This is a genomic window from Pseudomonas sp. KBS0710 (assembly GCF_005938045.2).
Lineage (GTDB): Bacteria > Pseudomonadota > Gammaproteobacteria > Pseudomonadales > Pseudomonadaceae > Aquipseudomonas.
Map to the genome: position 1 here is coordinate 3273515 of NZ_VCCF02000001.1, position 26588 is coordinate 3300102.

The following is a 26588-nucleotide window of genomic DNA, read 5'->3' on the forward strand; positions in this document are numbered from 1 at the left end:
TGCGGCCACCCACCACTGCGTCTTGTCACGGGATAGGCCACCATGGAACTTCGCCATTTACGCTATTTCATCATGGTGGCCGAAGAACGACATTTCACCCGTGCCGCCGCACGCCTGAACATGCAACAACCGCCCCTGAGCCAGCAGATTCGCGCCCTGGAGCAGGAGCTGGGGTTCGATCTGTTCAAGCGCCACCCCAAGGGCGTGGACCTGACGGCCGGCGGCCTGGTGTTTCTTGAAGAAGCGCAAGCCATTCTGGCGCGCGTCGAGCATGGCGCACTCAAGGCCTCCCGCGTGGCCCAGGGCATCGAGGGCACCCTGGCCATCGGTTTCACCAGCTCGGCCGCCGCCCACGCGCTGATCCCACGCATCATCCGCGCCTACCGCGAGCGCTACCCGGCGGTAGAGCTGTCGATCAATGAAGGCAGCGCCCGGGAATTGACCGAAGACGCCATCGAAAAACGCATCGACGTCGGCATCCTGCGCGCCCCGGTCAGCACCCATCAAAGCCTGACCTTCCACCGCCTGCTCAACGAAGAAATGCTGCTGGTCCTGCCCACCGGCCATCCGTTGCTGGCTACCGCCGACAGCGCCATCCCCATTGCTGCGCTCAAAGACGAACGCTTTATTCTGGTACGCCGCCCCGGCGCGCCGGGCATGTACGCCAACCTGATCACCGCCTGCCAGAACGCCGGTTTCGAACCCAAAATCGCCTTTGAGGTAGAACGCATGCTGACCAACGTCAGCCTGGTGGCGGCCGGTGAAGGCATCTCCGTGGTGCCGGCGTCGATGCGCGATGTGCACCGTGACAGCGTGGTGTATTGCCGAATCAAAGACGCCAGGCCCAAGCTGCTGGCGCCGATTACGCTGGTGCGGCGCGCGTTTAATCCGTCGGCGCCGTTGCAGAATTTTATAGGCCTGGCACGTGAGCTGGGGGCGGTGTATCGAAAAGGGTGAGACCCTTCACCCTCGGTTGCGTCATCAAGTGAAACCCCTCGCTGAGCAATTCGACCGTGGCACGGATGCTTTCGGTTTGGCGCGGCACCGCGAACAACCCATAGTTGACGCCCAATGCGGCGTTGCCAGCGGGCGCCAGCGCAATCACGCGCATGGTGTGCGGGTTGATATTGTCGGCGGGCAACAGGGCAACGCCCAAACCGTTTTCGACAGCCGCGCTGATCACACCGACGTTCGGGCTGGTGACGGTCACGCGAAAGTCGCGACCGGCCGCCAGTAATGCATCGAACATCAAGCGCCGCCACGCGCAAGGCTCGGCGTACACGATCACGTCCAGAGGCAGCGCCGGATCGACTTCATCGTCAATCGCGCACACCCAATAAAGCGGCACATTCCAGGTGCGCACCGGGTCGGCGGCGAATACCGAACTGACGCCAATGGCCACATCCAAAAGGCCGTCGTGCCAGCACTGCGCTAAAGCATCGCCGTGGTCCACGGTGATTTCCATGTGCATATGCGGGCAGGTGCGGCGCAGACGGCCCAACGCTGCCGGCAAGGTAGTGACCGCCACATCTTCGGACAAGCCCACGCGCACAGTGCCCATCACCGTACGCTCCTTCAGGCGTGTGGCGACCGTTTCACCCAGGGCCAGGATGCGTGTGGCGTAGCTGAGCAACAGCTCGCCCTCAGTGGTTGGCACCACGCCACGGCCGGTGCGGCGCAGCAGGCGTTGCCCAAGTACCTCTTCCAGACGGCGAATCTGCGCACTCAGGGCTGATTGCGCCCTGCCCGCCTGCTGGGCGGCGCCACTGAGGCTGCCGTGGTGGCACACCGCAACGAAAGTACGCAGCAAATACGGTTCGAAGGCATCGGATATCATGTTTGGCATAACTCTGAATCAACTGGTATGAGCCTACCTTGATAGCTTGACGATGGCTACGCTGCTCAGCCTGTTCAATCAGTGAGTAATACGCCATGAGCCACACCGAAAACACACGCATCGTTTTGGCTGCACGCCCCGACGGGCGCCCGAAAACCAGCGACTTCCGCCTGGAACACTCACCTGTCCCCGAACCCGCCGACGGCGAAGTGTTGCTGGAGAATCTCTACCTGTCCCTCGACCCCTATATGCGCTGGCGCATGAGCGCAGCCAAATCCTATGCCGAGCCGGTAGGCATTGGCGAAGTGATGGTGGGTGGCACCGTCGCACGCATCAAGCAGTCGCGTCACAGCGACTGGCACGAAGGCGATACAGTGCTGGCCTACGCCGGCTGGCAGCGTTTTGCCTTATCCAACGGCCAGGATTTGCGTCGCCTCGACCCCAGCATCGCGCATCCCACCACTGCTCTCGGTGTACTCGGCATGCCAGGGTTTACCGCTTACGCCGGGCTGCTGAATATCGGCAAGCCCAAACCGGGCGATACCGTCGTGGTGGCAGCGGCCAGTGGTGCAGTCGGCTCGGTGGTCGGCCAGGTCGCTCGGCTGCAGGGTGCCCGCGCCGTGGGGATCGCCGGCGGCGCCGACAAGTGTGCTTTCGTGAAGGATGAACTGGGCTTTGATGCAGTCATCGACCACCGCGCCCCAGACTTTGCCGAGCAACTGGCCAAGGCCTGCCCGGACGGCATTGATGTGTACTTCGAAAACGTCGCCGGGCCGGTGTGGGATGCGGTACGCCCACTGCTCAACGACTTCGCGAGGATCCCGGTGTGCGGGCTGATCGCCCACTACAACGACGGCGCGATCCAGCACACACAGGCCGACCGACTGCCGGCGACGATGCATGACATCCTCGCCAAAAGCCTGACGGTGCGCGGGTTTATCCAGACTGAATTTGTCGACCAACAACAAGACAGGTTCTTGCAGGAAGCTGCGCAGTGGATCGCCGAGGGCACACTGAAATTTCGCGAGGACATTATCGACGGTCTGGCCCAGGCACCTGAAGCGTTTATCGGGCTGCTGGAGGGGCGCAATTTCGGCAAGCTGATCGTGCGCCTCAATCCACAATAAACAGCTTCGCATCACTGCGGGTGGATGAGCGATGGCCTTCCATGTCATTGCCCATCGGGTAACTTATCCCGGCCGTCAGCGTGAACTGGCGGCCGTCTTGCAGCGCCTTCGAGACGCAGTAGATCGCCAGCTTTTGTGGGGCACAGGCGCCCACGCTTGTTATCCTGCCCACCCTGCCCTCATGGACGCGTGCTTATGCAGATCGACCCCGCCTTCATCCTTCATGAAACCGAACACTGGTTGCTCAACCATCATCTGACCTCAAAGCTGCCGGGCTACCTGATGCTGGGTGCCAAGACCCCGATTGATTCTCTTGCCGACATGCCGGACGCGGCGTTGGCTGAACTGGGTGGCCTGCTCGCTAAAACCCAACGGGTGATGGAGGCACAGCTGCAACCGAAATGGCTGTATATCAGCCGCTACGGACACATGCCGGGCTTGCCGCTGCACTTTCACTTCATCCCGGTGCATGACTGGGTGGAGCAGGCGTTTTGGCGAGATGAGCGCTATCGGCTGCTGCAAGGTTTTGGCTCAAAGGAACAAGGGCTGACCGATGGGGCTGAGCTGACGCTGTTCGTATGGCGCGAATTTGGCGAGAGCCTTACACCGCCGCCCGTCCAAGGTCCCACCGTGGAACAGGTTATTCAAACACTGCGCACAGCCTTCGGCGCCGGATGAAATCAACGATGGGAGCTGTCGAGCCCCAGCGAGGCTGCGAAGGCGGCGGCACTGGCGATACATAAGTTGCCTGACCCACCGCTTTCGCAGCCTCGCTAAAGCTCGACAGCTCCCACAGGGAATCGGCTGTGTTGGTTAGATTTCAGTTCGCAGGGCCATCGCGCCATACACAAATCCCCCCAGCAACAAAGATCCAATGTGGGAGCTGTCGAGCCCCGGCGAGGCTGCGAAGGCGGCGGCACAGGCGACATATAAGTAGCCTGACCCACCGCTTTCGCAGCCTCGCCGGGGCTCGACAGCTCCCACAGGGGATCAGCTGTGTTGGTTAGATCTCAGTTCGCAGGGCCATCGCGGCAGGCACAATTCCCCCCAGCGACAAAGCTCACAGGTGGCAAGAGTCAAAGCCGTTTTACCATTGGGATACACGCCAACGCCAACCCCGAAGGCGAGTGATACACCGCCTGCTCCTCACCCACATACCCGCAGGCCCGGTAGAAGCTCGCCGCATTCAACGTCGAGTCCAGCACGACCTCTTCAATCGACAGCTCCCGCGCGAGTTTTTCCAGGTGATCCAGCATGGTCTTGCCGTAACCACGCCCAGTAAACGCCGGCAGCACAAACAGCGCGCCCACTTCGTTGTTGTCCAGATCGAGCATGCCGGTGGCGACCGGTACGTCATTGACCCAGCCCAGGTAAAACGGCTTGTCCATCAGTGTGTCGTAACCGTCTTCGGCGCTGCCACGTGTCCACAGCGCCATTTGCTCGGCGGTGTAGGCGCCGATGCATTGGCTGCGGATGGCCAACAGGCGAATGGCGAACGCCGCCCGGGCGTCCGCTGGGGTGGCGCGTTTGATCGCTAGCATTGCTCTCTCCGTCCATGACCTCATCGTGCCATTAGCACACGTGTGCTAATCGACCCCGTTACCCGGCGGCGCTATATTCCCCGGCACTTCCAACGCTCTCCCCGGCACCGCACACCTGTTGCGTGAGGGTGCGTTGCGCGTTGGAAAAACCCTGACAATCCCAAGGAAGAAGCATCATGAACCTGCATGCCCCCGTTACCCGTCTCACCCTGCTCGGCGCCCTGATCATCGGCGTCGCCGGTTGCAGCAATGTCAAGCCCAGCGAAGACCATCTCAAGACACTGTCGGAAACCAACCTCGGTGAACCGGTCAAGCGTATCTCCAATGTCCGCAGCGACTCCATGACCACCTATTACATCGCCAGCGCCGCCTCCGGCGACTACAACTGCTCCGTGCCCAGTGGTGCCAGCGGTGGCATGTTTGCCGTGGCCAGCTTTGGCCTGATGAAGCCTGCCGCCTACTGCCAGCCCAAGGGTGCAAAGGGCAATGGCTTGACGCCGTTTAACCAGTAACGCCCGATTGGCTGAGGTCACGCAGTGTGCCGCGCAGCTCTGCAGGGCGCACCGGTTTGGACAGAATCGCGATCTGGCGGTCGTGCAAGGCCGCCTGGATTTTCTCCACGTCGTGGCCGGTGAGGATCAGCGCCGGCACCGCCCAGCCGCGTTGCTGGCGCAGGGCGTCGATGCATTCTATGCCGGTGGCGTGGTTGCCCAGGTCGTAGTCGGCGACGATGATGTCGCAGTCGCTGGCCAGGCCCTGCCCGCTGGACTCGGCCTGCACCTCGCAACCCCAGCGCTCCAGCAAGGCCTGGGTGGCCAGCAGCACGTTGTGGTCGTCCTCTACCAGGCAGACTTTCAAACCCGTCAGCAGGCCGGCCTGGCGCGCGTCGTCGCGCGCAGCCGGTTGGCGTGGCGCCGTCGCCAATGCCAGGCCATACAGGCTCACTGAAGTGCCATGGCCCACCCGTGATCGCAGGCTCACCTGCACCCCCATCAATTGCCCCAGGCGCTTGACGATGGACAGCCCCAGGCCCACGCCTTCGACGTCCTTGTCACGCAGTTGGCGCACCCGATAAAACTCTTCGAAGACCTTCACCTGATGCTCCTCGGCAATACCTCGCCCCTGGTCATGCACCTCCACCGACAAGCCGCCGTCGCGCACGCGCACGCCGATCAGCACGGGCCGTTGGGCGCCGTATTTAAAGCAATTGGAGAGCAGGTTTTGCACCATCGTCGCCAGCATCGCGGGGTCGACCTGCACCCAATACGCACACGGTCGCAGGCGCAGTTCCACCCCGGCCCAATGCGCCGCCTCGGCGTGTTGGCGCACCAGGTCGGCGAGGAATTCGCCCAGATGAATCACCTGGTACTTGGGCAACAGCCGGCCGTTGTCGAGGGTGTAAAGGTCGAGAATCGAACGGAACAGCTGCGACACGTTGAGCAGCGAACGGTCGATATTGTCCACCAAGCGCTGCTCAGCTTCGCCCAACTGCGCTTCACGCAAACAGGCGGTGAACAGGCCGATGGAATGGATAGGCTGGCGCAGGTCGTGGCTGGCCTGAGCCAGGAAGCGCGATTTTTCCAGGTTGGCGGCGATGGCTTCTTCGGAAGCCTTGCGCGTGCGCTCAAGCAAAATATGCGCGTACACCGGGATCACCGTGCTGGTGATCATCAGCATCAGCACCATGAACGGCTGCGCCTGCCACAGGGGCGTCAGCCGGTACACGATCAGCAACGCGAGCAACGCCAGGCCGGTGGCAATCGCCAGGTAGCGCGAGCCGTAGCGCATGCCATTGCCCAGGTTGACCCACACCATCACCGCATACAGTGGCAACGCCGGTTCGCCGCCCACCACCAGCCCGAAGGAGGTGCCGGTGTAGTCGTGGATCATGCCGAAAATCCGCCGCGCCGGGTAATGCCCAGGCCAGCGCGCGATCACCTGGCGCAACACAATGGAGACCAGCAGGAACGCGACGATATACAGGATCACCGGCAAGTAGGTGTCGACCGACTGGCCCGGCAAAAAGCCCAGCGCGCCGATGTAGACGATAGCAATGGCGGCCACCACGATGCGCAGGTTGGCCTGGTCGAGTTCGGAATTGGTCTCATGACTCATGGGTGACGTCCTTGTGCGGCATTCGATCTATCCTTTATGCGTCACAGGCGTGCCTGTGACGCGGTGCTAAAGTAGCATGCCAACGCACACCCATGCCCCAGGAAGGAGCACGCCATGACCGGCCGAATCATCATAGCCGACGACCACCCGATGTTTCGCGAAGGCATGCTGCGCACCGTGCAGCGTCTGTTGCCCGAGGCCGTGGTACAAGAAGCCGGCGACCTCGACGCGGTGCAGGCGCTGATCCGCGAGGGTGGCGACATCGACACGCTGATCCTCGACCTGCGCTTCCCGGGCCTTACCTGCATGAGCCAACTGGCCGAGCTGCGCCAGCAACTGCGGCGCACCACCTTGATCGTGGTGTCGATGGTCGATGACCCGGCGCTGATCGATCAGGTCATGGCCCTGGGCGCCGATGGCTTTATCGGCAAGAACATCACCCCCGATGAAATCGGCCAGGCCCTGTTGGCGATCCGCGAAGGCGAAGTGCTGGTCAAGTTCTCTCCCTCCGGCCTGCTGCCGCTGGGCACCCACAATCTCACCGCGCGCCAGCAGGAAGTGCTGCGCCTGATCGCCCAAGGCAAGACCAACAAGGAAATCGCCAAGGCCCTGGCGATCTCGCCGTTCACCGTGCGCATCCATGTGTCGTCGCTGCTGCGCAGCTTGAAAGTGCCTTCGCGCGCGGCGGCGGCGGTCAAGTATTCCGGGGAGTTCTAGGCGTTTTCATGGCCTGGGCGTTGGCTATCGCAGCGCAAACCAGGTGGTTTTCAGCTGCGTGTACTTGTCGAATGAGTGCAGCGACAGGTCACGCCCGAACCCGGACTGCTTACCGCCGCCGAACGGCACCGCAACGTCCAGGGCATCGACGGTATTGACCGAGACGGTGCCGACATTTAACGCACGCGCCACCCGATGCGCGCGATTGAGGTTATCACTCCAGACCGAGGCCGCCAGCCCGTAGACGCTGTCATTGGCCTGCTGTACCGCTTGCTCTTCGGTGTCAAAGGCGCTGATCGCCAACACCGGGCCAAACACTTCATCGCGCGAGATCCGCATGTCGCCAGTCACCTCGCTGAAAATCGTCGGCTGGATGAAGTTGGAAGAGCCATTGATGATCACCTGCTCGCCACCCGCCAGCAGCCTGGCGCCCTCGCCCTGGGCCTGGCTGATGGCCCTCATGATGCGGGCGGTTTGCTCACCGTCGACGATCGCACCGGCAGCGCTGCCAGGGTCCAGAGGGTCACCCGGCATCCAGGCACGCGCCTTGGCAATCACACGCTCAACGAACTCGTCATGGATGGAACGTTGCACATACAACCGCGAGTTGGCCGAGCACACTTCGCCCTGGTTGAAGAAAATCCCGAAGGCGGCTTTCTCGGCCGCCAGGTCCAGGTCCTGACAGTCGTCAAACACCAGGTTCGCGCTCTTGCCGCCACACTCCAGCCACACCTGCTTCAAGTTGGACTGCGCGGCATACTGCATAAAGTATTTGCCCACCTGCGTGGAGCCGGTGAACACCAGGCAATCCACGTCAGGGTGCAGCCCCAACGCCTTGCCGGCACTTTCGCCAAGGCCCGGCACCACGTTCAAAACCCCTTGCGGGATACCCGCTTCCAGGGCCAGTTGCGCCAGGCGCAAGGCCGAAAAGGGCGACTGCTCGGCCGGTTTGAGCACCACGCTGTTACCGGCTGCCAATGCCGGTGCGAGTTTCCAGGCCGCCATATCCAGTGGAAAGTTCCACGGCACCACCGCCGCGACGACGCCCAATGCTTCACGGGTGATGGTCGCCAGTGCGTTGTGCGCGGTGGGCGCGACTTGATCGTAGAGTTTGTCCAGCGCCTCACCGTACCAGGCAAACACATTCGCGGCGCCGGGCACATCAATGTTGTAGGCGTCCATCACCGGCTTGCCCATGTTCAGCGAATCCAGGAGCGCCAGCTCTTCGCGGTGAGTCATCAGCAGCTCGGAGAGCCTGATCAGGATTCTCTTGCGTTCCACCGGCGGCATACGCCGCCAAGGGCCGGTGTCGAAGGCCTGGCGGGCGCTGCGCACGGCGAGGTCTACTTCTGCGTCACCACAGGCGGCCACACGCGCCAGCAACTGGTGGGTGGCTGGGTTGATTGCATCAAAAGTCGCCCCGCTGGCTGCGCTCACGGGCCGGCCACCGATCAAGGCGGTGTCGATGAAGGTCTGGCGGGCAACGCGTTGTTGCCAGTAATTAAGGTCGAACACGGTGTACTCCCAATCAAGGTGGATGGACAGGTGAAGGTTTTATTCTGCGATCTGCAATTCGGGCATCTTCACGCGCAAGCCGCGCGTGATGCCCAGCAAACAAATCAGGCCAACACCCATCCAGCACAGGCCGATGGTGAAGGACAGGCTCGACAGGCTGGTCCACAGCCAAACCGTGCTGAGGAACCCCAGCGCCGGCAGTGCGGCATACAGCAGGTAGTTCCGTGTGCCGCGTAGCTGCTGATCGACCACGTAATGCTTGATCACCGCCAGGTTCACCGCCGAGAACGCGAACAGCGCGCCGAAGCTGATCATGTTGGCCACCGTGTCCAGGGTGATGAACAGCGCAATCAACGAGAACAGGCTGACCAGCACAATCGCGGTGGCCGGCACGCGTTTTTTCGTCACCAGCTTTCCGAGCACACGAGGCAGCGCGCCGTCACGGCCCATGGCGAACAACACCCGCGACACACTGGCCTGGGAGACCATCGCCGAGGCGAAACAGCCGGCCACATAAGTGGCGGTAAACGCCGTCACCAGCACCTCGCCACCGACCCGGCGCATCACATCCACCGAGGCCGAATCCGGGTCGGCGAACGTGTTCCATTCCGGAAAGACCATTTGCGCAAAATACGACACCAGCAGAAACAGCAAGCCGCCAAACAGCGACACCACCATGATCGCCAACGGGATGGTGCGGCGCGGGTTGGGGGTTTCCTCGGCCATGGTCGACACCGCATCGAAGCCCAGGAACGACAAACACAGCACTGCCGCACCGGCCATGATCAACGGTGCACTGAAGCCTTCATGATGGAACGGCGCCAGCAATGAAACGGGCGCCGCCTGCCCGCTGAGGTTGTGCACCGACAGCGCCACGAACACTACGATGAACACCAACTGGGCCACGATCAGGATCCAGTTGACCCGCGTGATGGACTCGATACCCACCAGGTTGAGCGCCGTGACCAGCGCAATCGAACCCAGCACCCACACAAATGTCGGCACCGCCGGGAAGTACTCGGACATGTAGATGCCGATCAACAAATAACTGAGCAGCGGCAAAAAGATGTAGTCGAGCAGCAAGGTCCAGCCGGCGATAAAGCCGAAATACGCGCCAAACGCCTTGCGCGTATAGGAGTAAACCGAGCCGGAAAACGGATGCGCCTGAACCATGCGCCCATAGCTGTAGGCGGTCAGCAGCATGGCCGCCAGGGTCAGCATATAGGCGGTCGGCAAGTGCCCCTTGGTCATCTGCGTGACCAGCCCATAGGTGGTAAACACTGCCAGCGGCACCATATAGGCCAGGCCGAACAGCACCAGCCCGACCAGCCCCAGCGGCTGGCGAAAGCGCCGCGTTGACGCGGCTTTGGCTGAAGTGGGATGGGAGGGAGTTTCGGCCACGCTTGTTATTGTATTCATGGGTGACTCCAGGAAAGAGGGATGCAGGCCATCGCGGCAGTCGATGAGCTCGCTGCCGTTCAAGCCGTATCTGATGGAGGTTGCCCGCCACCCCGTACCGAGGGAGGTGGGCAGGTCACTTCAGAGTTTTCCCGCGATCCGTGCGGTGCGGTCTACTGCAATGCGGGTCTTGTCGACCAGCTCATCCAGCTCTGCACGCGTGGCCACCAGAGCCGGCGCCATGATCATGCGGCCCAGGGTCGAGCGGATGATCACGCCCTCTTCAAAGCCAAAGGTGCGGCATTGCCAGGCCAGGTCGTTTTCGTTGGCGAAGCGTTTGCGCGTGGCCTTGTCTTCGACGAACTGCAATGCCCCGAGCAGGCCCGTGCCCTGGATCTCGCCGACCATTGGGTGGTTGCCGAACACCTCGTGCAGCAGTTGCTGCAAGTACGGCCCGGTGTCGTCCTTGACCTGGCGCACGATGCCTTCATCGCGCAGCGCCTTGAGGTTGGCCAGTGCCACCGCCGCCGCGACCGGGTGGCCGGAATAGGTCAGCCCGTGGGCGAACATACCGCCCTGCTCCACCAGCGCCTCGGCAATACGCTTGCTCAGCACCAGGCCGCCCATGGGCAGGTAGCCGGAGGTGAGGCCCTTGGCAATCGACAGGGTATCGGGCTCAAAACCGAAGTGTTGATGGGCGAACCACTCGCCGGTACGGCCAAAACCACCAATCACCTCATCGGCGCACAGCAGCACATCGTATTGACGGCAAATGCGCTGGATTTCGGGCCAGTAGCTTTCTGGTGGGAAGATCATGCCGCCCGCGCCCTGGAACGGCTCGGCGATAAAACCGGCGACGTTTTCGGCGCCCAGCTCCAGAATCTTTTCTTCCAATTGCAACGCACAACGACGGCCAAATTCGGCCGGTGTCAGCTCGCCGCCATGGGCAAACCAATACGGCTCGTCAATGTGCGCCACGTCGGGAATCATGCCGCCCATCTCGTGCATGAACTTCATGCCGCCCAGCGCCGAGGCCGCCAGGGTCGAGCCGTGATAGCCGTTCCAGCGGCCGATCATGATTTTCTTCTGCGGTTGCCCGACGACTTGCCAATAACGGCGCACGGTACGGATCAACACCTCGTTGGCCTCGGAGCCGGAGTTGGTGTAGATCACGTGGCTGTAATGCCCCGGCAACAGGCTGAACAACAGCTCCGACAGCTCGATCACTGCCGGGTGGGTGGTGTGAAAGAACATGTTGTAGTACGCCAGCTGGTCCATCTGCGCGGCGGCGGCGGCGGTCAGATCGCGGCGCCCATAACCCAGTTGGGTACACCACAGGCCGGACATGCCGTCCAGGTAACGCTTGCCTTCGCTGTCCCACAGGTACAAGCCTTCGCCGCGCACCATCACACGCGGGCCTTCGGCGTTCAGCGCCTTCTGGTCGACAAACCCATGGATATGGTGGGCCGCATCAGACTGCTGGTAATCCTCGGTGCGACGGTTGATTTGGGCGGATAGATTCATGGCTTTTTCTCTCTTATTGGTCGTGACGCAAGGGCTAGCAAGGCCGCTCAGCGGTGCTTGCTCATGTAACTTTCAAGCGGGTCTTTGCTCAGCACGCCCTGGGCTTCGGCGAGCGAGTCGATAAACAACGCAAACAGTTCCGACTGCGCGCCGATATCGAGCTTGGTGTAGATGTGTTTGCGGTGGGACTTGATGGTGTCTTCGGACACCTCCAGGCGCTCGGCCAGCGAGCGGGTGGAATGCCCGCGCAAAATAAGCTGGGCGATGCGGCATTCGCGCTCGGTCAGGATCGACGAGCCGAAGTTGTTCAGCGCTGCGTGAATGCGTTGCTCCAGCAGGTTTTCGAAGCGTGCCCCGTGGGCATCCAGGCCGACAAAATGCTTGCCCAGCACGGCCAGTACCCAAGGGGCTATGCGCTTGAATTGTGCGGTGGTGGCGGCGTCGAGTTTTTGCGTAAACGCCAGGGACACCGCCAGGCTGGAGCCCTTGCTCGATTGCAGGATGTAATTGAGCTCGTCTTCGAGCTGAGAGTGCCGGTAGAACGACTGGAAGTATTCGCTCAATTCGAAGTGGTCAGGCGCAACGTCGGCCAAGGCATAACAGCCTGAGCTGACGCCTTCCACGCAGGCGTCGTAAAACGGGTCCAGCAAGTAAAAGCCCGACAGGTACTGGCGCACATTGCCTTGCGGCAACCACGGCCCGTCCAACTCGAACAGTGCACTGGGCATGCCGCCACGCGGGTAAAAATACAGCGTCGTGGCCTGTATCGGTTGCACATACCCGAGGGCATCGAACAAGGCGGCAGCGAACCCCGATTGCCCGATGTTATCGGTCACCTGGGCCATCTGTTCAAACCATTGCGCAGAAGAAAGCCGGTCGTTTTCCACGTCGAAGCCTCGCTCAAAGAACTGCAAGGATGGTCACACACCCGCCGCGTCCTCGAAATCACCCGATAGGGTGAGCTTGCATCCGATATTTATGCTCACTCCAAAGCTTAATAATATTTTATTAAAAATCGCCCTCCCCCTAGCCTTGAAGCCATGCCCAAGCTGAATCCAACTGCATTACGCAAGGACAGACACATGACTCAAGCCATAACAAAAACAGACACGCTGGTAGTGGGAGCCGGTCAGGCCGGTGTGGCCATGAGCGAGCACCTGAGCAAGCAAGGCGTGCCGCACCTGGTGCTGGAGCGCAGCCGTATCGCCGAACGCTGGCGCACCGGGCGCTGGGATTCGCTGGTCGCCAACGGCCCGGCCTGGCATGACCGCTTCCCTGGCCTGGCGTTTGATGACGTCGCCGCCGACAGTTTTGCGCCAAAAGAGCGCGTGGCCGATTACTTCGAAGCCTATGCCCGCAAGTTCAACGCGCCGATCCGCACCGGCGTGGACGTGACCTCCGTGGTACGTAACGTCGGCCGCCCCGGCTTTACCGTGCACACCAGCGAAGGCGTGATCGAAGCCACCCGTGTGGTCGCCGCCACCGGGCCGTTCCAGAAGCCGGTGATCCCGGCCATCGCGCCTAAAGACAGCGCGCTGCACCAGATCCACTCCGCCGATTACCGCAACCCCGCACAACTGCCCGCCGGCGCCGTGCTGGTGGTGGGCGCCGGTTCATCCGGCGTGCAAATTGCCGATGAGCTGCAGCGTTCCGGGCGCCAGGTGTACCTGTCGGTCGGTGCCCACGACCGCCCGCCGCGTGCCTATCGCAACCGCGATTTCTGCTGGTGGCTGGGCGTGTTGGGCGAGTGGGACCAGGCCGCAATGAAGCCCGGCCGCGAGCACGTGACCATCGCCGTGAGCGGCGCCCACGGCGGCAAGACCATTGATTTTCGTGAGCTGGCCCAGCAAGGCATGACCCTGGTCGGCCTCACCCAAGCCTTCGACGGCAGCGTCGCGCGCTTCCAAGCCAACCTGGTTGAAAACCTGGCCCGTGGCGATGAGAACTACCTGGCCCTGCTGGATGCGGCGGACGCCTACATCGAGCGCAACGGCCTCGACTTACCGGTAGAACCCGAAGCGCGCCGTGTGTTCGCGGATGCCGAATGCATCAAAAACCCGATCCTGGAACTGGACCTGGCCAAGGCCGGTATCACTTCGATCATCTGGGCCACCGGGTTTGCCGTGGACTACAGCTGGCTGAAAGTCGATGCCTTTGACGCCACCGGCAAGCCGCAGCACCAGCGCGGTGTGGCCAGCGAGTCGGGCATCTACTTCCTCGGTTTGCCGTGGCAGTCGCGCCGGGGTTCGTCGTTTATCTGGGGCGTTTGGCATGACGCCAAGTACGTGGCCGACCACATTGCCATCCAGCGCCAATACCTTGAATACCGCGAACCCGCACCGGTTGCGCAAAAATCGCCTGTCATTGCCTGAGCACTTTTTCGGAGTTTTTTTGATGCCTACTCATACTCGCATCCGCATGTTCAACACCAAGGAAACCTACCCTAACCAGAGCCTGGACAACGACCTGTGCCAGGCCGTGCGTGCCGGCAATACCGTGTATGTGCGCGGCCAGGTGGGTACCGATTTCGACGGCAACCTGATTGGCCTTGGCGACCCGCGCGCCCAGGCCGAGCAAGCGATGAAAAACGTCAAGCAACTGCTCGAAGAGGCCGGTTCCGACCTGAGCCATATTGTAAAAACCACCACTTACCTGATCGACCCGCGCTACCGTGAGCCGGTGTACCAGGAAGTCGGCAAGTGGCTCAAAGGCGTGTTCCCGATCTCCACCGGGCTGGTGGTCTCGGCCCTGGGCCAGCCACAGTGGCTGATGGAAATTGACGTGATCGCCGTGATCCCCGAATAAGGAGCTGCCCATGACCTTTTCAATCGTCGCCCGTTGCGCGGACACCGGCCAGCTCGGCATCGCCATCAGCTCCTCGAGCATCGCCGTGGGCGCCCGCTGCCCATGGCTGCGGCCCGGTGTGGGCGCAGTGTCGACCCAGAACATCACGTTGCCGGCCCTCGGCCCCGACGTGCTCGACCTGCTGGAACAAGGCCTCGACCCGGCGGCCGCCGTCGACAAAGCCCTGACCAGCAACGGCTACAGCCAATACCGGCAACTGACGGCGATTGACCACCTGGGCCGCAGCGTGCATTTCAGCGGCAGCGAAACCCTTGGCACCCACCATGCCGTGTCGGGCGAACAATGTGTGGCGGCGGGCAATATGCTCGCCGACCGCGCGGTGATCGAGGCGATGGTGCACGCCTTCGAACACGGCGAAGGCCAGCTCGCCGATCGCTTGCTGGCGGCAATGCACGCCGCCATCGAAGCCGGTGGCGAAGCCGGGCCGGTGCATTCCGCCGCGCTGGTGGTGGTGGGCGAGCTGACCTGGCCGATCATCAACCTGCGCGTGGACTGGGCCGATGAACAGCCCATTGCCGAGCTGCAAAAGCTCTGGGACGCCTACCGCCCGCAAGTGCAGGACTACATCGACCGCGCCCTCGCCCCCGACCGCTCACCGGGCTACGGCGTGGCCGGAGACGAGCGATGAGCTGCAGCCGAGCGATGAGCCGCAGCCGAGCGTTGAGCCACAGCCGCGAACTGCTGCAGACGCTGGTGGGGTTTGATACCACCAGCCGCGAGTCCAACCTGCAGTTGATCGAGTTTGTGCGCGAGTACCTCGCAGGCTTCGGCGTGGCTTGCGAGCTGGTCTACAACGAGGAACGCAGCAAGGCCAACCTGTTCGCCAGCATCGGCCCGGTGCAACTGCCGGGCATTGTGCTGTCGGGGCATACCGACGTGGTGCCGGTGGACGGCCAGCCGTGGACGATGCCGCCGTTTGAATTGACCGAACGCGACGGCAAGCTGTTTGGCCGTGGCACGGCGGATATGAAGGGTTATATCGCCTGCGTACTGGCGTTGGTGCCTGCGCTGGTAAAGGCCAACTTGCGTATCCCGGTGCATATCGCCCTGTCGTACGACGAAGAAGTCGGCTGCCTGGGTGTGCGCTCGCTGCTCGCAGTGCTGGAGCAACGGCCGGTGAAACCGATGCTGTGCATTATCGGCGAGCCGACCGAGCTGAAACCCGTGCTCGGGCACAAGGGCAAGCTGGCGATGCGCTGTGATGTGCATGGCGAGGCTTGCCATTCGGCGTATGCGCCCTATGGCGTGAATGCGATTGAGCATGCGGCCGAGTTGATTGGCGAGCTGGGTCGCATTGGCCAGCGCCTGCGCGAGCAACAGGACCCGCGGTTTGACCCGCCGTTCAGCACGGTGCAGACCGGGGTGATTACGGGCGGCAAGGCCTTGAACATCGTGCCCGCCGACTGCCGCTTTGATTTTGAAGTGCGCGCATTGCCGTCGATGGACCCGGGTGAAGTGGCTGAGGAGCTGCAGGCTTATGCCATGCAACAGGTGTTGCCGCGTATGCAGGCGGTGAGTAAACAGAGTGCGATTCGGTTTACCGAGTTATCGGCGTATCCGGGGTTGGTGACCGATGAACGCAGCCAGGCAGCGGAGTTGATTGCAGCGTTCAGTGGCTCGCGGGATTTCGGCACCGTAGCGTTTGGCACTGAAGGTGGGTTGTTTGATGCGGTGGGCATACCCACGGTGGTGTGTGGGCCGGGGAGCATGGACCAAGGGCATAAGCCGGATGAGTTTGTGAGCCTCGAACAGTTGGCTGGGTGTGATGCCATGCTGGAGCGCATGCTCGACTCGATCCGCACCTGAGCCAGCTCCCCACCAAACACCACAGTTCAACTGTGGGAGCCGGGCTTGCTCGCGAAAGTGGTCTGTCAGACACATCGAGGCTGGCTGGACCACCGCATTCGCGAGCAAGCCCGCTCCCACATTTTTTGCCCTGTGTTCCAGCCCAGACAACGCACAACCTGTGGGAGCCGGGCTAGCCCGCGATGGCGGTGGGTCAGTGGGCACATTTGCAGCTGCCCCACCGCTATCGCAGGCAAGCCAGCTCCCACTGTTGATCTTCATGGTTTATCAGAGGGTATTTCAGGGTTAGCCCAGCAAACGGGCAAGCTCTTCGCGGCAGTAATCCACAAACAACTGCACCGGCTTGGTCAACGGCGCACGCCGCAGCCAGACGGCGGATAACCCCGAGCCGGTGACCGTTTCTGCCAACGGCACACACACCACCTTCTGCCCATCGTAGGTGTACTCGGTAAACGGCTTGGTCACCAGAATCGAAAAGCCAAACCCCCGCCCTACCATGCCGCGCACCATCTCGATGGACGGCGAGCTGAAGACGATATTCGGCGTCAACCCACGCTCTTCAAAGATGCTCACGAAGTACGTCCGGCTCGGCAGCACATCCAGCAAAATCATCGGCTCCAGCACCAGGTCCGTCAGCGACACCCTGGCTTGTTGCGCAAAGCGATGATCGGCCGGCAACAGCGCATACGGCTGCTGCGGCGGCATCAATGGGGTGGTTTCGATGGTGCCGCCCAGGTCGTGCTCAAACAGCATTGCCACATCAATGCTGCCGGCCGTCAGGGCCTGCACCAGTTCTTGCTGCTCGCCGTCGCGAATGCGGATTTCCACCCCCGGCCACAGCGCCTTGAACCCCGCGATCAAGCGCGGCAAGTACAACGGTGCCACCGTCTCAAAGCAGCCGATATCGATCTGCCCCGCCACCACATCATTGTCGGCCAGGGCGTTTTGCTCGAACTCATGGGCCACCCGCAGCAACTCCAGCGCCTTGCGATAAAACCTTGCGCCGCTGGGCGTGAGCGAAACGCCCTGGGCGTGATGGCGGATAAACAGCTGCACGCCAAAGCTGTCTTCGAGCTGTTTGATCGCGGTAGACACCGACGGCTGGGCGATATACAGCTTGCGCGATGCCTCGGCGACGCTGCCGCACTCGGCCGTGGTGACAAAATATCTGAGCTGGCGCAGGTTATAGGCAGCCATCGGGACCTCCAGAAACGTGGGACTTCGCCCCAAACAAGTGCGTAAAAATCGGCTTTTTCACACTGATTCAAGACCATGCAACATACCGGAGCAAAAAATCCGATGAGCTATATTTTTTAAGGTCTATAGCAACAAACTTACTAATTTACCTCCCTGCGCCCATTGCAGATGATCACTCCAACAACAAAGCGCCGCCTTGGCTGCGCACAGCGAAGTACGTCAACGTACTCACCTTGCCTTGGAGCTCGTCATGGTCACCACTGCAACATCCTCCGCCCCGCTTATCGAAAAACACACGATCGGATACGTGCCCCCCGAAGACCGCCATGGAAAGGTAAGAGACCTGTTCACCCTGTGGTTCGGCGGCAACATCGCGCCGTTGCCGATCGTGACCGGCGCGCTGGGTGTGCAATTGTTCCACTTGAACCTGGTGTGGGGCATCGTCGCCATCCTCGTTGGCCATTTGGTCGGCGGCGTGCTGATGGCGCTGCACTCGGCCCAGGGCCCGCAAATGGGCATCCCGCAAATGATCCAGAGCCGCGCGCAGTTCGGCTCGCTCGGCGCCTTGCTGGTGGTGGTGATCGCCGGCGTGATGTACATCGGCTTTTTCGCCTCCAACATCGTGCTGGCGGGTAAATCCCTGCACGGCGTGGTCGACAGCGTGCCGGTGCCCGTGGGCATCGTGATCGGTGCGATTGGTTCCGGCATCATCGGCATCATCGGTTACCGCTTTATCCACGTGCTCAACCGCATCGGCACCTGGGTGCTCGGTGCCGGTATCGTGCTGGGCTTCGGCTACATCTTCACTCACGTGCAGACCGCTGATTTTCTGACCCGTGGCAGCTTCAATATCTCTGGCTGGCTGGCGACAGTTTCACTCGCAGCCCTCTGGCAGATCGCCTTTGCGCCCTACGTGTCGGATTACTCGCGCTACCTGCCGGCAGATGTACCCGTGGCGTCGACCTTCTGGACCACCTACCTGGGCTCCGCCCTTGGCTCCAGCCTGGCCTTTATCTTCGGCGCCGTCGCCGTGCTAGCCACCCCGGTCGGCATGGACACCATGGAGGCGGTCAAACTCGCCACCGGCACCATCGGCCCGCTGATGCTGGTGCTGTTCCTGCTCAGCGTGATCAGCCACAACGCCCTCAACCTCTACGGCGCCGTGCTGTCGATCATCACCCTGATCCAGACCTTCGCCTACCGCTGGATCCCCACCGCCAAAAGCCGTGCGGTGATCTCCACCCTGGTGCTGGCCGCCTGCGCCATCGCCGCCGTGTTCGCCTCCAAAGACTTTATCGGCCACTTTGTCGACATGGTGCTGGTGCTGCTGGTGGTGCTGGTGCCGTGGACGGCGATCAACCTGATCGACTTCTACGCGATTCACAAAGGCAAGTACGACATTGCCTCGATCTTCCGCGTGGATGGCGGCATCTACGGCAAGTACAACCCACAGGCGCTGCTGGCGTATGCGATCGGGATTGCGGTGCAGATTCCGTTCATGAACACGCCGCTGTATGTGGGGCCGATTTCCGAGCACATCAACGGGGCGGATTTGTCCTGGGTGGTGGGGCTGGTGGTGACGTCGCCGTTGTATTTCTGGTTGGCGAGTCGGGACAGTGCGTATAAGCGCCGGATGGACGGTGGCAAGTTGGTAAGTGGGGTTTGAGTTAACTGACTGACACGGGCTGGTCTCGTTCAACAGGGGTTCGATTGTGAACCCCTGTCACCAGTGCCCCGTCATACACTGGTTCCGCCCCGCCGCCTTGGCGCTATACAACGCCTGATCCGCCACCTCAATCAACCCTTGTAAATCCTCCAGCTGAACACCTGCTGCAGTCGCAATGCCGATGCTCGCCGTCAACCGCCCGAACGGGCTGGTGCTGTGCAGGATGTTTTTTTGCTTCAACAGGTCGAGAATCAGCAGGGCCACCACGGCGGCGCCGTCACTGTCGGTGTCCGGCATGATAATACCCATCTCTTCGCCGCCGTACCGCGCCACCAGGTCTGACGGCCGCCTTACGCACGCCTCGAAAATCCTGCTAACCGTCTGCAGGCAGGCGTCCCCCGCCACATGCCCGTAGGCGTCGTTGAAGCGCTTGAAGTAGTCGATATCGATCATCAGCAATGCCAGCGTCGTGCCCTCCCGCTTGGCGCGCAGCGCCTCCCTGGCGAGGCTCTCATCAAAGCAGCGGCGGTTGGCCAAACCCGTCAGCGCATCCTTCATGGCCAGCAACTCAAGCTGCCCGTTGGAGGCGAGCAACTGCTGCTGGGTTTCACGCAACTGATCTTCCGCCTCGGTGCGCCGACGGATATCCAGGATCAAAAACCAGCCGATAAGACCGGTAAGCCCCAGCAACCCCGCCACCACCACCGCCGACAGCAGTGCCTCGGTGCGCCACGCGGCCAGGGCTTCGCGCTTGCCCAGCGCCACCGTGGTGATCAGCGGCAGCCGGTCACTCTGGCGGAAGGCGTAGAGCCGCTCCACGCCATCCAGGCTAGAGGTAAACGACGCGGTGCCGACCGACTGATCAACCAGGTACTTGGCATAGATGGGCGACGTGGAAAAGTTGCGCCCCATGTCCTGCTCGCGAAACGGATAACGGGCCAGCAACGTACCGTCGGTATGCGACAAGCCAATTGCACCGTCCTGCCCGACATCGATCTTGCCAAACAAGCGCAGGAAGTTTTCGATGCCTAAGGTCACCGCCACAACCCCGGCAAAAGTACCCTGTGAATCATTGAAACGCCGGCTGATGGTCATCACCCATTCCTGATTCGACCGGCTGACAATCGGCGGGCCGATAAAGATCTCGCGGGAAGGATCGTCACGGTGATGGATGAAATAGGCACGGTCTGTGCTGTTGGCGCCCGCAGGAATCGGCCGGTTGGAGGACATCAACCAGTGCCCCTGTTGATCGTAGATCGTGACACCACTGAGCTGTGGCATCAGCGGCTGCTGGCGGTTGATCAACGTACTCAGCCGCTGAATCTGCGCAGGCCCGCTGCCTTCGGTTTCCAGACGCTCGACAAGCCCGAGCAACAACAGCGCACTTTGGCGCACGATGCCTTCGGAATAAGTCGACAGCGCCTGGGTAAGGTTCAGGCCATGGACGTCCACCTCCTGCAGGGCGCGATCTCGAGAGGCAAACACCTTCCAGACCGTCAATGACCCCAGGGAGCAACCGATAACGGCCAGCAAAAGCACAACCAGGTGGGTATCACGCTTCACATTGCTACCTTTGGCAAGCACGGTTTTCCATAACAGCGGACAGTGGACCTGGGCACCGGCGGCAACCATTCGCCCTTTTTCGCGGGCAAGGATACAAGTACTTATAAACCGGTGCAGCAACAGATTATGCGCACGAGAACGGTTCATATTGCCACGCCTCATGGCGCCTCCACGCCGACGCTTACAACTGATGATGTTCGAGCAAAAAGTCCACAAACAAGCGCACCCGCGCCGGCATCGCCGCGCCGCCGACGAACACCGCGTGAATCGGCTCAATGTCGCCGGGGTTCCAGGCTTGCAGCAGTGGTATCAGCTCGCCGCGCCGCAGGTCTTCGCTGACGGTAAACTCGCCGATACGCGCAATACCGGCCCCCACACGCGCAAGCTGTGCCAGCGCCTCACCACTGCTGCATTCGATGTTGCCGCCGACCTTGAGGGAGAACGCCTGGCCGTCGCGCATAAACGGCCAGTGGGGTTCGGCACGCCGAAAGTTGAAGCGCAGGCAATTGTGCCGCAGCAGGTCTTCGGGTTGCTGCGGGGTGCCGTGGCGTTGCAGGTACTCGGGCGAGGCCACCACCACCTGGCCGGTGTCGCCGAGCCTGCGCGCGGTCAGTGGGCTGTCGGGCAGATGGCCAAAGCGTATCGCCACGTCGGCCTGGCCGCCGAGAATGTCGACCACCTCGTCGCCCAGGGTAAGGTCGACCACGATGTTCGGGTAGCGCGCACTAAAGGCGGCCACCAAGGGCACGATCGTCATGCGCCCATGGCCCAGGGCGGCGCTGACCCGCAACCGGCCCCTCGGCACGCCCTGGTCGGCAATCGCTTCTTCCACCTCGTCCATATCGGCCAGGATACGCCGCGCCCCGCGCAGGAACGCCTCGCCCTCGGCAGTAAAGGTGATCGCCCGCGTGGTGCGCAACAGCAGCCGCGTGCCAAGGCGTTGTTCGGCCCGCGCGATGATCCGGCTGACCGCCGACGGCGTAAGCCCCAACACGCGCGCAGCCGCCGACAGGCTGCCCTCCTGCGCCACGCTGGCGAACACCAACATCTCCCCTGACCTGCCGTTGAAGTCCATTTGTGCCTCTTACGCAAAGGTGATTGCCAAAAACGCCATCTACCGCCTTCAAGGGCTGGATCGTAGCATTGGCGGCATAGATAAGGAGCTTTCCATGCGTATCAATCCACCTTTAGTTGCACTCGCCATGGGTGCCTTTGGCATCGGCGTCACCGAATTCGCCCCCATGGGCATGTTGCCGGGCATCGCCGCCGACCTCGGCGTCTCGATCCCGGCCGCCGGCCTGTTAGTCAGTGCTTACGCCATGGGCGTGCTGCTCGGCGCGCCGCTGATGACCCTGACCACCGGCAAGATCCCCCGACGCTACCTGCTGATCGGGCTGATGGCGATTTTCACCCTGGGCAACCTGATGTCCGCCCTCGCTACCGACTATTACAGCCTGATGATCGCCAGGGTCGTGACCTCACTGAACCACGGCGCATTCTTTGGCGTGGGCTCCGTGGTCGCCGCCAGCGTAGTCGCCCCGGAGAAACGCGCCGGCGCCGTGGCCGCGATGTTTATGGGCCTCACCCTCGCGACCATCGGCGGCGTGCCGCTGGCCGCCTGGTTCGGCGAACTGTTCGGCTGGCGCACCGCCTTCTGGGGCATTACCGGCCTCGGCGTTGTCGCCATGGCCGCGCTGTGGTTCGCCCTGCCCAACCTCAAGGCGCCGCCACACGTCAGCGTGATGGCCGAAATCCGCGTACTGGGGCGTGGCCCGGTGTTGGGCGCACTGGCCCTCACCGTCATCGGCTCGGGCGCCATGTTTACCGTGTTCACCTACATCGCGCCGATTCTCAGCAGCGAAACCCACGCCTCCAGCGCCTACATCACCGCCATGCTCGTGCTGTTCGGCGTGGGCCTGACCCTCGGCAACCTGTGGGGCGGCAAGGCTGCGGATCGCTCGATAGACCGCACCTTGATCGTGTCGCTGAGCGTGCTGATTGTGGTGTTGCTGGCGTTCACCGTGCTGATGCGCTGGCCGTTGCCGGCGGCTGTGGCGATTTTGATATGGGGCGTGGCCAGTTTTGCCCTGGTGCCGCCGTTGCAGATGCGCGTGATGGAGGCGGCCAAGGACGCGCCTAACCTGGCGTCGGCGGTGAATATTGGCGCGTTTAATTTTGGCAATGCGATTGGGGCGGCGTTGGGCGGTGTAGTGATTAATGCCGGGTGGGGCTATCCGGCGATTTCGTTGGCGGGCGCGGGGATGGCCGGGTTGGGGTTGTTGATGGTGGTGGGGTTTGCTTGGCGGTCGAGGGCAAGGGGGGTGTTAGCCGTCAATTAGGCGTCCAGCTAGCCAGCTGGGCCAATCGCCGGAACACTCCGGCGAACATAATAATGGTCGAATTCACTGCTTTCGATGAATTGGAAACCATGGCGGATGTAAAAGCGATTCGACGCACTGTCTTTGAGAGCACCCACTTTAATGGGGAGTGCAGCTGCATCCGCCTCTTTGAAAATTTGAGTGAGCACCGCAGACCCTACACCTGATCCTTGCACGCCTGGCCTCACATACAAATGGTCGAGCAACAGCTCATTGTGGTGATGCTTGACCACTACGAAACCAACCCTCTCGCCAGATGCCTCGATGTGGCGTGTGGTGCGAGCTTCAAAACCGCTAACAAACCGCTCGCGCGCGCGCACTGGATCAAATCGACCAACACGCTCCAGGCTTTCGCGCATGGCCTCGATTCGAATGGCTACCAGATCATCCAAGTCACTTTCTTGAGCCTGGACCAACATGATTGGGGAGTTTTGATTGGGTGTGACCGGCATAGTCTGCGCTCGAACTAGCATCCTGGGACGGCCAGTATAGAGAGCCTGGCATGAGCCGCCACATCCGAGGGGAATTAGCGTGATATCAATAGCCAACTGATACACATGACGGTAACGGAAGTGAAAGCAATCAGTGTCGGAATGACCATCCAGTACTTGAGATGTCGTGGGATTTTTTCAACGTCCTCAACCCGTACTAAACGCCTCCATTCAAATATTCTTGGAATAAGAATGATGATAGCCATGGCAACCAGCCGCTGGGGCCTTCCATCAAAGGGTGCATGACGAAAAATATCCCTGTGCACAGTGATGTAAGCACTGCCCTCCACGTAGCGCTCTGCAGCGTCGAGCTTTTTGAACATGGCACAAAAAACCAGAGGTAAGCTCAATATCATGACGACCCCAGCGCACATGCCGATATATTCAAAGACCATTTAATCCCCCACCGTCCTATAGAGAAACTTCCCTGTGCCTTCTCCCAGGAAGCTTCCGGCTTTACCTGCAGCAAATCCACCTGCGGCACCGCCGACAATGGCACATGCCAACGCTCCGGCACCCGCTGTGGGTATGCCAAAAACAATCATGCAGGCGCCGACACCGATAGGCGCCCCAAACGCCCCGCCCACAGATGCACCACCCACCCCCAACACCAATTTTCCCCTTCAACATACTTCGCCTGCGTACACTCTTGCTCACGCCCCGTGGAACACGCCTCCGTTATCTCCAGCGCCGTCGCTCCAACATCCAGCGCTATGCCAATGTAAGTCCCCTTCTTCAATATTTGCGAGGCCTTGGCCAAACGTTTAACCCTTTCCTCATACCCACGAATGTCTCCATGGTGCCAATAGCTTTTACTGGAAATCCCCAACATTTTTTTAATCGAACCTTCGTTTCTCAACCCCGTACCAAAGCGCGCCATGCCCGAGATTTGGCTGTCCAACCTGGAAAATAGCGCCCTTCGTTTAACCAAAAACTCCTCCCTCGCCCCAGTGGTGCCTTTGCTCAAGTACTGCTTATGCAAACTCTCGATTTCCATAAGGGTCTTCTCAACTTGCGCCAAATGCTTGCTCCATGCACTGCTGGCACTGCCGATGCCAAGGGACGAATAGGTCAAGATGGCCTGCAACTGATCATAGTTTTTGATCAGAAATTGGTCAGTTGCGGAGTGCGCCAACAGGGCGAGCTTTATATTTTGCGCCGAGCGCATCAGCTGTGCTTCTTCAGCGGTGCAAGCGGCGGTTCGGCTATCTCCAATGATCACCAATTGCCCAGGCAACACCACCGTGTTGCGGATGTGCTGGTTGAGGGTGTCGAACTTGGTGTGTGTATGAGGATCAAGCGCCAAGCTTAGTTTAAGCAATGGATAAGGCTGGGGATGTTCATTGATAAATGCGTAGGGTCCCTGCATGCGTGCACCTCCAAGTGGCTGAGGCGCAGGACTATAAGAAAGCACAACGGTGGACGTAAGACGTGCAGAGGGGTGGTTCTAACGTTTCAGAAGCGGACTACTTCACTCTAAGTACATGCCTACGCACTGGGGGCTTCACCGGCATAGTCATTGAGGAACTAATGGCAGAGAGTGGTCGGATGAAATTAGGAAAAAGGACGGTGTATTCCTCAGGATCAGACCACATTCAATTATTGGTGACCTGACCCTGAACAATTAATAAACGGAGGGCGATTCATCTTTATTTCAAGCCTGGTCAGAAGCCTAGGCGGTTATGGTGGTATGAGTGGACGGTCAGTCGTCATTTATGAATGACGGCCAGTGGCAAAAGGCGCATGTTTGAGTCTCGACCAGTTCGACTCCGGCGTTAAATCTGCCAGGTGAAAAAGGCGCCATATCGGCGCCTTAACCTAATCAAGCGATTTTAATCACAACCTTTCCAAAAGCTCCCCTCGCCAGATGCTCATAAGCTTCCCGTGCTTTCTCGAACGGATATACCTGATCGATCACGGGATGAATCTTGTGTTCGTTGAGGAAAGCGTTCATCCGGTCGAATGATGAGCGGGGCGCCACGGCGATGCCGCGAATGGTGGTCTGGCGGAAAATGAGCGGCATCAGATTGAGTTCAACGGTTTGCCCTGTCAGAAAGCCGATCTGCGCAATACGCCCCGATGCCTTGGTCGCTGCGACCGATTGATTGATGCCGCTGCCGCCGGCTACATCGAGCAGCAGATCCACGCCCTTGCCTTCGGTCAGCTTCAGCACTTCGTCCGCCCAGTTCGGGGTCGTTCTGTAGTTGATACCCGCCACGGCCCCCAGCGCCTTCACGGCTTGCAAATTCTGGTCGCTGCTCGACGTCGCAATGACCTTCGCGCCAAGCGCAGTTGCGATCTGCACGGCAAATATGGACACACCTCCAGTACCCTGAACCAACACAGTCTGGCCCGGCTGGATGTGTCCAAAGTCCACCAGCGAATACCAGGCCGTGAGCGCAGCAATCGGAAGTGTTGCCGCCTCTTCGTCGCTCATGTTGTCAGGTGCGCCGACCGCGCTGTCTTCATGGATGATCATGTATTCGGCTAAACCGCCGGGCAACGGGGAACCGAAGCAGTAATCGGGTTCGTTCGGCCCTGGCTCGCCATCCAGCCAACGCGAATAAAGGTGCGAGTTGACGCGATCACCGACTTTAAAACGCGTGACGTTATCACCGACCGCTACCACGGTGCCGGAGGCATCGCTCACTGGGATCAGTGGTTTGGGCACCTTGTGCGGTTCATAAATGCCGTCGACGATAGCCTTGTCGCGAAAGTTGAGTGAGACGGCACCGACCTTGACCAGTAACTCGCCAGCCTTGGGGTGCGGGGTCGCTACCTCTCCCAATTGCAGGTTGTCGAGTCCGAAATCTTTCAATAACCAAGCTTTCATTGCGAATCTCCCAAT

26 protein-coding genes are annotated in these 26588 nt (G+C 61.0%); 11 read left to right on the top strand and 15 right to left on the bottom strand.

Annotated features, from left to right (window positions below; genetic code table 11):
• Window positions 1–42 precede the first annotated feature (42 nt).
• Window positions 43–957, top strand: a complete 915-nt coding sequence (locus tag FFI16_RS14590; protein WP_138815703.1) for a LysR substrate-binding domain-containing protein — start codon at window positions 43–45, stop codon at window positions 955–957.
• On the opposite strand, the gene FFI16_RS14595 is transcribed toward FFI16_RS14590, so the two are convergent.
• A complete protein-coding gene (locus tag FFI16_RS14595) occupies window positions 911–1846 on the bottom strand; it encodes a LysR family transcriptional regulator (RefSeq protein WP_138815702.1) in 936 nt (311 codons plus the stop codon). The genes FFI16_RS14590 and FFI16_RS14595 overlap by 47 nt on opposite strands.
• An 86-nt stretch (window positions 1847–1932) precedes the next feature.
• Here FFI16_RS14595 and FFI16_RS14600 point away from each other — a divergent pair, with 86 nt between their 5' ends.
• Window positions 1933–2964: an NADP-dependent oxidoreductase gene (locus FFI16_RS14600; RefSeq protein ID WP_138815701.1), complete on the top strand. Its 1032-nt coding sequence runs from the start codon at window positions 1933–1935 to the stop codon at window positions 2962–2964.
• Here the strand turns inward: FFI16_RS14600 and FFI16_RS30505 are convergent.
• Window positions 2951–3118: a hypothetical protein gene (locus FFI16_RS30505; protein ID WP_178112616.1), complete on the bottom strand. Its 168-nt coding sequence runs from the start codon at window positions 3116–3118 to the stop codon at window positions 2951–2953. The genes FFI16_RS14600 and FFI16_RS30505 overlap by 14 nt on opposite strands.
• A gap of 41 nt (window positions 3119–3159) precedes the next feature.
• Here FFI16_RS30505 and FFI16_RS14605 point away from each other — a divergent pair, with 41 nt between their 5' ends.
• Window positions 3160–3642, top strand: a complete 483-nt coding sequence (locus FFI16_RS14605) for an HIT family protein (RefSeq protein ID WP_138815700.1) — start codon at window positions 3160–3162, stop codon at window positions 3640–3642.
• A 398-nt stretch (window positions 3643–4040) separates the two neighbouring features.
• Here the strand turns inward: FFI16_RS14605 and FFI16_RS14610 are convergent, their stop codons facing one another.
• The gene (locus FFI16_RS14610) at window positions 4041–4505 is read right to left on the bottom strand and encodes a GNAT family N-acetyltransferase (protein ID WP_138815699.1); all 465 of its coding nucleotides are present in this window, start codon (window positions 4503–4505) and stop codon (window positions 4041–4043) included.
• A gap of 176 nt (window positions 4506–4681) precedes the next feature.
• Between FFI16_RS14610 and FFI16_RS14615 the strand changes: the two genes are divergently transcribed.
• On the top strand, window positions 4682–5017 hold the full coding sequence (locus FFI16_RS14615; protein WP_138815698.1) for a hypothetical protein: 336 nt from the start codon (window positions 4682–4684) through the stop codon (window positions 5015–5017).
• Here the strand turns inward: FFI16_RS14615 and FFI16_RS14620 are convergent.
• Entirely contained in the window at window positions 5007–6620 is a 1614-nt protein-coding gene (locus FFI16_RS14620; protein WP_138815697.1) for a hybrid sensor histidine kinase/response regulator, read from the bottom strand. The two genes, FFI16_RS14615 and FFI16_RS14620, sit on opposite strands and share 11 nt — an antisense overlap.
• Window positions 6621–6734: 114 nt before the next feature.
• Here FFI16_RS14620 and FFI16_RS14625 point away from each other — a divergent pair, with 114 nt between their 5' ends.
• Window positions 6735–7337 (top strand): response regulator transcription factor, encoded by a 603-nt coding sequence (locus FFI16_RS14625; RefSeq protein ID WP_138815696.1) that lies wholly within the window; start codon window positions 6735–6737, stop codon window positions 7335–7337.
• Window positions 7338–7361: 24 nt separating this feature from the next.
• Here FFI16_RS14625 and FFI16_RS14630 read toward each other — a convergent pair whose 3' ends face one another.
• From FFI16_RS14630 to FFI16_RS14645, 4 genes are all read right to left on the bottom strand, one after another.
• Entirely contained in the window at window positions 7362–8852 is a 1491-nt protein-coding gene (locus tag FFI16_RS14630; protein WP_138815695.1) for an aldehyde dehydrogenase, read from the bottom strand.
• Window positions 8853–8891: 39 nt separating this feature from the next.
• Window positions 8892–10271 (bottom strand): APC family permease, encoded by a 1380-nt coding sequence (locus tag FFI16_RS14635; RefSeq protein ID WP_138815694.1) that lies wholly within the window; start codon window positions 10269–10271, stop codon window positions 8892–8894.
• 120 nt (window positions 10272–10391) lie between these two features.
• A complete protein-coding gene (locus FFI16_RS14640; RefSeq protein ID WP_138815693.1) occupies window positions 10392–11774 on the bottom strand; it encodes an aspartate aminotransferase family protein in 1383 nt (460 codons plus the stop codon).
• Window positions 11775–11821: 47 nt separating this feature from the next.
• Window positions 11822–12619 carry a helix-turn-helix transcriptional regulator gene (locus FFI16_RS14645; protein ID WP_256666257.1) on the bottom strand — a complete coding sequence of 266 codons (798 nt, stop codon included), beginning with the start codon at window positions 12617–12619 and terminating at the stop codon, window positions 11822–11824.
• 195 nt (window positions 12620–12814) lie between these two features.
• Here FFI16_RS14645 and FFI16_RS14650 point away from each other — a divergent pair, with 195 nt between their 5' ends.
• The 4 genes from FFI16_RS14650 to argE are packed head-to-tail and all read left to right on the top strand — an operon-like array spanning window position 12815 to window position 16445.
• On the top strand, window positions 12815–14146 hold the full coding sequence (locus FFI16_RS14650; protein WP_371923604.1) for a flavin-containing monooxygenase: 1332 nt from the start codon (window positions 12815–12817) through the stop codon (window positions 14144–14146).
• A 22-nt stretch (window positions 14147–14168) separates the two neighbouring features.
• Window positions 14169–14579, top strand: a complete 411-nt coding sequence (locus FFI16_RS14655) for a RidA family protein (protein WP_003207327.1) — start codon at window positions 14169–14171, stop codon at window positions 14577–14579.
• A 10-nt stretch (window positions 14580–14589) separates the two neighbouring features.
• On the top strand, window positions 14590–15267 hold the full coding sequence (locus tag FFI16_RS14660; protein WP_138815690.1) for a DUF1028 domain-containing protein: 678 nt from the start codon (window positions 14590–14592) through the stop codon (window positions 15265–15267).
• Between the two features lie 32 nt (window positions 15268–15299).
• Window positions 15300–16445: an acetylornithine deacetylase gene (argE, locus tag FFI16_RS14665; protein ID WP_138817413.1), complete on the top strand. Its 1146-nt coding sequence runs from the start codon at window positions 15300–15302 to the stop codon at window positions 16443–16445.
• Between the two features lie 285 nt (window positions 16446–16730).
• Here the strand turns inward: argE and FFI16_RS14670 are convergent, their stop codons facing one another.
• Window positions 16731–17642: a LysR substrate-binding domain-containing protein gene (locus FFI16_RS14670; RefSeq protein WP_138815689.1), complete on the bottom strand. Its 912-nt coding sequence runs from the start codon at window positions 17640–17642 to the stop codon at window positions 16731–16733.
• Between the two features lie 250 nt (window positions 17643–17892).
• On the opposite strand from FFI16_RS14670, the gene FFI16_RS14675 reads away from it, so the two are divergent.
• On the top strand, window positions 17893–19308 hold the full coding sequence (locus FFI16_RS14675) for a cytosine permease (protein WP_138815688.1): 1416 nt from the start codon (window positions 17893–17895) through the stop codon (window positions 19306–19308).
• 57 nt (window positions 19309–19365) lie between these two features.
• Here FFI16_RS14675 and FFI16_RS14680 read toward each other — a convergent pair whose 3' ends face one another.
• Both FFI16_RS14680 and FFI16_RS14685 read right to left on the bottom strand, forming a co-directional pair.
• Window positions 19366–20871: a sensor domain-containing diguanylate cyclase gene (locus tag FFI16_RS14680; RefSeq protein ID WP_138817412.1), complete on the bottom strand. Its 1506-nt coding sequence runs from the start codon at window positions 20869–20871 to the stop codon at window positions 19366–19368.
• Window positions 20872–21052: 181 nt separating this feature from the next.
• A complete protein-coding gene (locus tag FFI16_RS14685) occupies window positions 21053–21946 on the bottom strand; it encodes a LysR substrate-binding domain-containing protein (RefSeq protein WP_178112680.1) in 894 nt (297 codons plus the stop codon).
• Between the two features lie 94 nt (window positions 21947–22040).
• On the opposite strand from FFI16_RS14685, the gene FFI16_RS14690 reads away from it, so the two are divergent.
• Window positions 22041–23210: an MFS transporter gene (locus FFI16_RS14690; protein ID WP_138815687.1), complete on the top strand. Its 1170-nt coding sequence runs from the start codon at window positions 22041–22043 to the stop codon at window positions 23208–23210.
• An 8-nt stretch (window positions 23211–23218) separates the two neighbouring features.
• On the opposite strand, the gene FFI16_RS14695 is transcribed toward FFI16_RS14690, so the two are convergent.
• From FFI16_RS14695 to FFI16_RS14710, 4 genes are all read right to left on the bottom strand, one after another.
• Complete coding sequence (locus FFI16_RS14695) at window positions 23219–23701, bottom strand: GNAT family N-acetyltransferase (protein WP_138815686.1); 483 nt, start codon at window positions 23699–23701, stop codon at window positions 23219–23221.
• A gap of 74 nt (window positions 23702–23775) precedes the next feature.
• A complete protein-coding gene (locus FFI16_RS14700; protein WP_099548748.1) occupies window positions 23776–24135 on the bottom strand; it encodes a hypothetical protein in 360 nt (119 codons plus the stop codon).
• Window positions 24136–24281: 146 nt separating this feature from the next.
• Window positions 24282–25109 (bottom strand): hypothetical protein, encoded by an 828-nt coding sequence (locus tag FFI16_RS14705; RefSeq protein WP_256666258.1) that lies wholly within the window; start codon window positions 25107–25109, stop codon window positions 24282–24284.
• A gap of 453 nt (window positions 25110–25562) precedes the next feature.
• Window positions 25563–26573, bottom strand: a complete 1011-nt coding sequence (locus FFI16_RS14710; protein ID WP_138815685.1) for an NAD(P)-dependent alcohol dehydrogenase — start codon at window positions 26571–26573, stop codon at window positions 25563–25565.
• Window positions 26574–26588 lie beyond the last annotated feature (15 nt).